The organism is Ketogulonicigenium vulgare WSH-001 (genome assembly GCF_000223375.1).
Classification (GTDB): domain Bacteria; phylum Pseudomonadota; class Alphaproteobacteria; order Rhodobacterales; family Rhodobacteraceae; genus Ketogulonicigenium; species Ketogulonicigenium vulgare.
This window is the reverse complement of sequence record NC_017386.1, coordinates 253,676-260,000: the sequence shown is the minus strand read 5'-3', so window position 1 is coordinate 260,000 and position 6,325 is coordinate 253,676. Positions and strand designations below refer to the sequence as shown.

The 6,325-nt window shown below is 62.2% G+C and carries 6 protein-coding genes (1 of these 6 only partly in view); 3 read left to right on the top strand and 3 right to left on the bottom strand.

What is annotated here, in order from left to right; genetic code table 11:
- On the top strand, positions 1–358 hold the 3' end of the coding sequence (locus KVU_RS14970) for an aldo/keto reductase (RefSeq protein ID WP_013368609.1). Its footprint begins 632 nt before the window's first position; only the last 358 of its 990 coding nucleotides appear in the window; the start codon falls outside the window, past its left edge; it ends in the stop codon at positions 356–358.
- Here the strand turns inward: KVU_RS14970 and KVU_RS14965 are convergent.
- The 3 genes from KVU_RS14965 to KVU_RS14955 form a co-directional block, all read right to left on the bottom strand.
- Positions 355–1,272, bottom strand: coding sequence for a LysR family transcriptional regulator (locus KVU_RS14965; RefSeq protein ID WP_014538285.1), 918 nt, complete (start codon positions 1,270–1,272; stop codon positions 355–357). The genes KVU_RS14970 and KVU_RS14965 overlap by 4 nt on opposite strands.
- A gap of 133 nt (positions 1,273–1,405) precedes the next feature.
- Entirely contained in the window at positions 1,406–2,914 is a 1,509-nt protein-coding gene (locus tag KVU_RS14960; RefSeq protein WP_014538284.1) for a gamma-glutamyltransferase family protein, read from the bottom strand.
- Positions 2,911–3,468, bottom strand: a complete 558-nt coding sequence (locus KVU_RS14955) for a TetR/AcrR family transcriptional regulator (RefSeq protein ID WP_236953173.1) — start codon at positions 3,466–3,468, stop codon at positions 2,911–2,913. The genes KVU_RS14960 and KVU_RS14955 overlap by 4 nt, the downstream gene beginning before the upstream one ends.
- 290 nt (positions 3,469–3,758) lie before the next feature.
- Between KVU_RS14955 and KVU_RS14950 the strand changes: the two genes are divergently transcribed.
- Both KVU_RS14950 and KVU_RS14945 read left to right on the top strand, forming a co-directional pair.
- On the top strand, positions 3,759–5,261 hold the full coding sequence (locus KVU_RS14950) for an ABC transporter substrate-binding protein (protein WP_013368603.1): 1,503 nt from the start codon (positions 3,759–3,761) through the stop codon (positions 5,259–5,261).
- A gap of 57 nt (positions 5,262–5,318) precedes the next feature.
- Positions 5,319–6,323: an ABC transporter permease gene (locus KVU_RS14945; protein ID WP_013368602.1), complete on the top strand. Its 1,005-nt coding sequence runs from the start codon at positions 5,319–5,321 to the stop codon at positions 6,321–6,323.
- Positions 6,324–6,325: the final 2 nt, after the last annotated feature.

Below are 6,325 nucleotides of genomic sequence, written 5' to 3'. Positions count from 1 at the left end.
GACAGGCCAGATCACCGCGCAAACGCATATCGGCGCGGATGACTTTCGCGCGCATTCGCCCCGCTTTACCCCCGAGGCGCGCGCCGCCAATCAGGGGCTGGTCGACCTGCTATCGGCCATTGCGCAACAAAAAGACGCAACCCCCGCCCAGATCGCGCTAGCCTGGCTGCTGGCGCAGCACCCGTTCATCGTGCCGATCCCCGGCACCCGTCGCCTTGACCGCGTGGAGGAAAACATCGGCGCGGCCAAAGTCACGCTGACGCAGGCAGATCTGGACCAAATCGCGCGCGAGGCCGCGAAAATGACCATCGCAGGCGCGCGACTATCGGAAGCCGTTCTGCAATACTCGTATCGTTAATCAGCACTTTGGGGTTTGCGCGGTTCGCGCCAGCGCAAACCCTCGACCAGCAGACGAAACGCGGGCGAAACCTGTCGGCGGCTGGGATAATATAGAAAATAGCCCGCGAATGGCGGACACCAATCCGCCAACACCCGCACTAGCGCACCGCTGGCGATATAGGGCGCAAGATGGTCAGAGGGCAGGCAAATCAACCCGCGCCCCGCCAGCCCCGCCTCGAGGATCAGCTCCGTATCGCTGCTGGTAAACTGCCCGTCCACGCGTACATTCATCGGTCGCCCGTCCTGCTCGAACTCCCACGCATAAAGACCGCCAAGGGTTTGCAGGCGCAGGTTGACACAATTATGCCCAGCCAGATCATGCGGCGTGCGCGGCACGGGATTGTTGCGGAAATAATCGGGCGATCCCGCCACGATCATTTCAAGATCAGGCGAGATCCGCACCCCGATCATATCGCGATCCAGGCTTTCGCCCAGGCGCACCCCCGCATCATAGCCCTCTTTTGCGATATCGACAAAGCGGCCATCAACCGCGATTTCAATCTTGATATCAGGATGTTCCGTCATCAGGCGATTGGCCACCGGCATCACGATCTGCAATGCGGCGCGGCGGCTGGCGGTCAGTTTGATCGTGCCAGAGGGATGCGTGCGCATGACGTCCAGCGCCGAAAGCTGGGCCTCGATCTCGTCAAAGGCGGGCCGCAGCGTGTCCAGCAACCGCTGACCCGCCTCGGTCGGGGAAACCGCGCGCGTCGTGCGGGTCAGCAGCCGCACATCCAATCGCTGCTCGAGCCGCCGCACGACGGCGCTGACCGCACTTTGCGACGTCCCAAGACGCGCGGCGGCGCGGGTAAAGCTGCGCTCTTCGGCGACGGCCAGAAAGGCCATCAGATCGCTCATCTCGTCGCGTCGCATTTATATTGTCTCGGTATAGGAATGGCGTCTATATACCACTGTGGCGCATAGAATGCACGCCGGATGACAGGGTGACGTCCGGCATCTATGACTGTGCGGTATAGGGCCAAGTGCGCAATACCACGGCGCGTAATCAACGCGGATCGTGATGTCCGCCCAGCGTGGGGCTGATCACGCCCGCCTGCCCCGCAAGCGGGCTGAGCGGTGCAATCGCGCTGACCTGATGGCCGAGGGTCTTTAGCTGCGCGATCACCGCATCGCCTGCATGCCCCTCAACCTTCAGACTGTCGCGTTGATCAGAAAAGGTGCGCCCCAGCAAAAAGCGGGGCGCAGCCAGCGCCTGATCAGGCGGCAGGCCGTAATCCAGCAGCAGACTGAGCAGCATGGCCAAGGTCTGCGGCTGGCCATCTGCGCCCTGTGTGCCATAGACAAAGGCCGGGCGGCCCGCATCATCCAGCGCGATGCCGGGGTTCAGCGTGTAAAACGGCAGCTTGCCGGGCCGGAACATATTCGGATGACCGGGCTGAAAGCTGAAAGCCGCTCCGCGGTTTTGCCAGATGATGCCGGTGCCCGGCACCACAACGCCACTGCCCCAGTCATAAAAGGTGCTTTGCAGCATGCTTGCCGCATTGCCCATCGCATCGATCGCGCCAAGGAAAACCGTATCACCATGCTGCCACGGATGCGGCCAGGCCATGGCCTGTTGCGTCGAAATATCCGCCGCGCGCGCGCCCAGATGATCCGGCGCAAGTAGGTCATCCACGGCCGCGCCATCCGCAATACGGCCGCGATCCTCAAAGGCGCGTTTGACGGCCTCGACACACAGGTGAAAATGTGCGGCGCTGCTGGGGGCGATATCTGCCAAATCGAACTGCGCCAGAATTCCCATGATCTGCAGCGTCGTCAGCCCTTGGGTCGGCGGCGGCGAGGACAGCAGCCTATGGCCCCGATAGCCCAAGCTGACCGGCGCCGCCCAGCGGCTGCGCGTCTGACGCAGATCATCCGCCCCGATGATCGCGCCGGTCTCTTGCAGCCCCGCAATGATCCGCGCCGCCACAGCCCCCTCGTAAAAATCTCGCGGGCCATTGTCGATCAGCTTGGCGAAAACGCAGGCAAGATCAGGCTGTTGCAGCAGATGCCCCACTGGCAGCGATGCGCCGTTTTGCAAGAATAGCCCGTCAAAGCCCGGCCAATCCGCAATCTCAGGCGCGCGAAAATCAGTCCAATAGCCCTGCGAGGAGGTCACCGCAAACCCATCCCACGCCAGCGCGAATGCTTGGGCCAACAGCGATTGCCACGACGCCCGGCCGCCCAAATGCACATGCGCGTAATCCAGCGCCTCGGCCCAACCATCGACCACAGCGGCGGTGGTCAGGATGGACGCCGGCCCGCGAAACGGCACCGGCCCCTTGGGCCTATCGCGCTGGATGCCCTGCCCGATGGCCAGCAGACAGCGACTATCGCCATTGCGATCACTCAGCGTCCAAACCGCATCGCCACCAAGACCGCAAAAATGCGGCATCACCACCGTCAGCACGGCCCCGGCGGCAATGACCGCCTCGGGCGCGGTGCCACCAGCGTCCAGCACTTTTTGACCCGCCGCCGTCGCCAGCGGATGCGGCGTCGCAATTGCGGCAGTCATGGCGCCATCAGCGAGGCCAACACCACACGCTGCACCTCGTCCCGGCGGGCACGCAGAAAACCAGCCTCGGCCAGATCGCGGCCCAGAACGACACTCATTGTATGCTGGTTCGCGACATGGATCGTCGCAAGGCCAAGGATCGACAGATACAGCATCCCCGGATCGGGCCGCTGCGTGAACACACCGCTGGCCGCCCCGCGCGCCAACACCAGATCAATCGCGGCAAACAGATTGCGCGCGCGGGTATTCACCGCATCCAGATCCCGCACCTGCTGTGCCGAGGCCATGTTTTCAATCCGCATCAGACCCTGAAACGCCGGATTTTCCACCATATAATCAAATGTGAACCGCACCAGCGCCGCAATCGCCTGATCGGGCGGCAGCTCCCAGAATGTGGCATCCGCCTCGGCCTGGCGCAGCTTGTCATAGGCCTGCGCGATACAGACGCGGTAAAGCCCCGCCTTATTGCCGAAATAGTGATAGATCATGCGGACATTGCAGCCCGCCGCATCGACAATGCGCGAAATACTGGCACCTTCAAAGCCGTGTTGCACAAATTCCTGCGTTCCAGCGTCGACCAATCTCTGAGCAACTGCCCCAAGCGAATCATCTGACATGATCTCGGCGCGCTTTGGCGTCAATTTTTTGCCCACTTCCTGTGCATTTGCATATTTACTCGCCGACATTTCGCGTCTCAACCCTGTTACACCTTTAGAAAACCATCTTACGGCTTCACGGCAAGTAAGTAATCGTTCACTTACTTAATGACGGAAACGCCGCGAAAGCGCAATCTCAAACGCACAACCAGTCCTGTCATTAGGCACGGCCATCGCAACGGATCGACATGAAGAACAGACTGCTTTTTGCCCTGACCAGCTCGGCTCTGCTGGCTGTCAGCCCCGCCCTTGCCCAAGACCGCAGCGATGCCCGCGTCGCCGTCGCGATCACCGAGACGATCTCGGGCTATAACCCCTATTCCGATCCGGTCGTGCTGCTCTCCAGCGTTTGGTGCCAGATCTATGGCTGCGTGACGCGCTATGACTTTGCCGAGGGCGCCTTTGTCCCCTATCTCGCGGAATCCGTCGAGGCGCTGGACGATCTGACATGGGAGATCAAACTGCCAGCGGGCCTCACCCGTCACAATGGCGAACCTGTCGTTGCTGCCGATATTGTCCATTCGATTGAATACCTTGGCAGCAACCCCAATTCCGGCAAATCCTATCTGGTCGCAGGCTGGGAAACCGTCGAGGCGATTGACGATCTGACCGTGCGCATCACCACCGCGACGCCCGACGCGACGGTGCGCGACAATCTGGCCGGTGTGGCCGTGACCTCCAAAGCGCTGTTTGACGCGCATGGCGAGGATATGTTCGCCGCCGCCCCTTACGGCGCTGGCCCCTATATGCTGTCCGACCTCAGCATCGGGCAGCATATCGTGATCGCTCGCAACGACGGCCATCCGCTGCTGTCGGACAACAACCCCGCGCAGATCATGTACCGCATCATGCCCGAACCCGAACAGCGCGTGACCGCCCTTGCGAACGGCGAAGTGCAGATCGCCCAATCGGTGCCGCCGCAGCTGATCGGCCGCGTGAACGACATGCAAAACGCCCGGGTCGAGACCACCAATTCGGTCGAGATGATGTTCCTTGCCATGTCGCCGAAAACGCATCCTTGGGATATCCCCGAGGCACGCCAAGCCGTCGCCCATGCCATCAACCGCGAGGCCATCGTCCGCGCCATCTTGCAAGGGCAGGCCAATATCCTCGAGGGGCCAGTCAGCGCGGGTCAGATCGGCCACGACCCCGCCTTTACCAGCCCCTATGATTATAACCCCGCCCGCGCCCGCGAATTGCTGGCATCCGTGGGCCTTGAAGGTGTCGAAGTGACGCTCTCGACCCCCGTCGGCCGCTATACCGCCGACCGCCAGATCACCGAGGCGATGGTGCCCATGCTGGAAGAAGCGGGCTTTAACGTCACGCTGGACACGCCGGAATGGGCGACGCTTTGGGCGAATGTGCAGCAAGGCGAGGTGCCGTTCTATTACATGGGCCGCGGCTCGATGATCGACCCCTCGCGCGCGCTGCACCAATATTTCGCAACCGGCGGCTCGCCCCGTATCGGCTTTTCCGACCCCGAACTTGACGCGCTGCTGGCCGCTGAACGCGCCGCGTTTGATCCGGCGGATCGGGCGGAAAAGATGCAAGCCGCCATCGCGCGCCTTGTCGATCAGGCCCCTGCCGCCTTCATGTGGCAGCATCAGATGGCCTGGGGTGTCGCGAATGAGATCACCTTTGCGCCCCACCCTGCCGATCAGGTCAATGGCTGGGAAATCTTTATAGATTGATGCGAAAACCTCCGGCCCGCCCTATGCGCGGGCCGGAATGGGCAAGGACAGGGTGACATGTATCTTTACCTGACAAAGCGGATTTTGGGCGCGATCCCCGTGCTGATCATCGTCGCGGCGGTCGTTTTCCTGCTGATGCAGCTCGCCCCCGGCGATGCGGTCAGTATGTTGATCTCGGATCAGGCGTCCGAGGCGGACAAGGACCGTATCCGCGCCGCATGGGGCCTTGATCAGCCACCGGCGGTGCAATTCATCAGTTTCCTCGGCAAGGCGATGACCGGCGATTTCGGCATGTCCTTTCGCTTTCGCGAGCCGGTGATGGAGCTGGTCATCGCCCGCCTGCCCGCCACCATTGAACTGGCGCTGGCTGCAACGCTGGTCGCCATCGCCGTCGGCATCCCGCTGGGCGTGCTGGCCGGCGCACGCCCCGATAGTATCTGGGACAGTATCGCCTCGACCTTCAGCTTTGCCGGGATTTCGATGCCGAATTTCTGGATCGGTATCATGCTGATCCTGCTGTTCGCGGGCCAATGGCACCTGCTGCCGTCGGGCGGGCGCGAGCCTTGGGGCCTTGATCTGACGCCGATCACCGGCTTTCACCTGATCGACGCGGCGCTGCAGGGACGCGGGGACGCGTTCGTCGCCGCGCTGCGCCATCTGGCGCTGCCCGCCATCGTGCTGGGCACCAATATGATGGGCATCATCACCCAGATGACACGCGCCGCCGTGCAAGAGGCCTTGCACGAGGATTACGTGATGACCGCCCGCGCCAAAGGTCTTAGCCCCACCCGCATCCTGTGGCGGCACGCCTTTCGCAATGCGCTGATCGGTGTCGTCACTGTCATTGGGCTGGAATTTGGCGCGCTGCTCTCGGGCGCGATGATTGTCGAGGCCGTCTTCGCCTGGCCCGGCATCGGCAGCCTGCTGGTGCAGGGCATCACGGGGCGGGACTTTCCGCTGATCATCGGCCTTGTCCTTGTTTACACGACGATTTTCATCCTTGTGAACCTGCTGATCGACATTCTTTACACCGTCATCGACCCCCGAATCCGGGTCAGCTGAGA

Bases quoted from the DNA above. Each gene is read 5' to 3' on its own strand.
- KVU_RS14945 (WP_013368602.1), top strand. From the start codon at position 5,319: ATGTATCTTTACCTGACAAAGCGGATTTTGGGCGCGATCCCCGTGCTG.
- KVU_RS14950 (WP_013368603.1), top strand. From the start codon at position 3,759: ATGAAGAACAGACTGCTTTTTGCCCTGACCAGCTCGGCTCTGCTGGCT.
- KVU_RS14960 (WP_014538284.1), bottom strand. From the start codon at position 2,914: ATGACTGCCGCAATTGCGACGCCGCATCCGCTGGCGACGGCGGCGGGT.
- KVU_RS14965 (WP_014538285.1), bottom strand. From the start codon at position 1,272: ATGCGACGCGACGAGATGAGCGATCTGATGGCCTTTCTGGCCGTCGCC.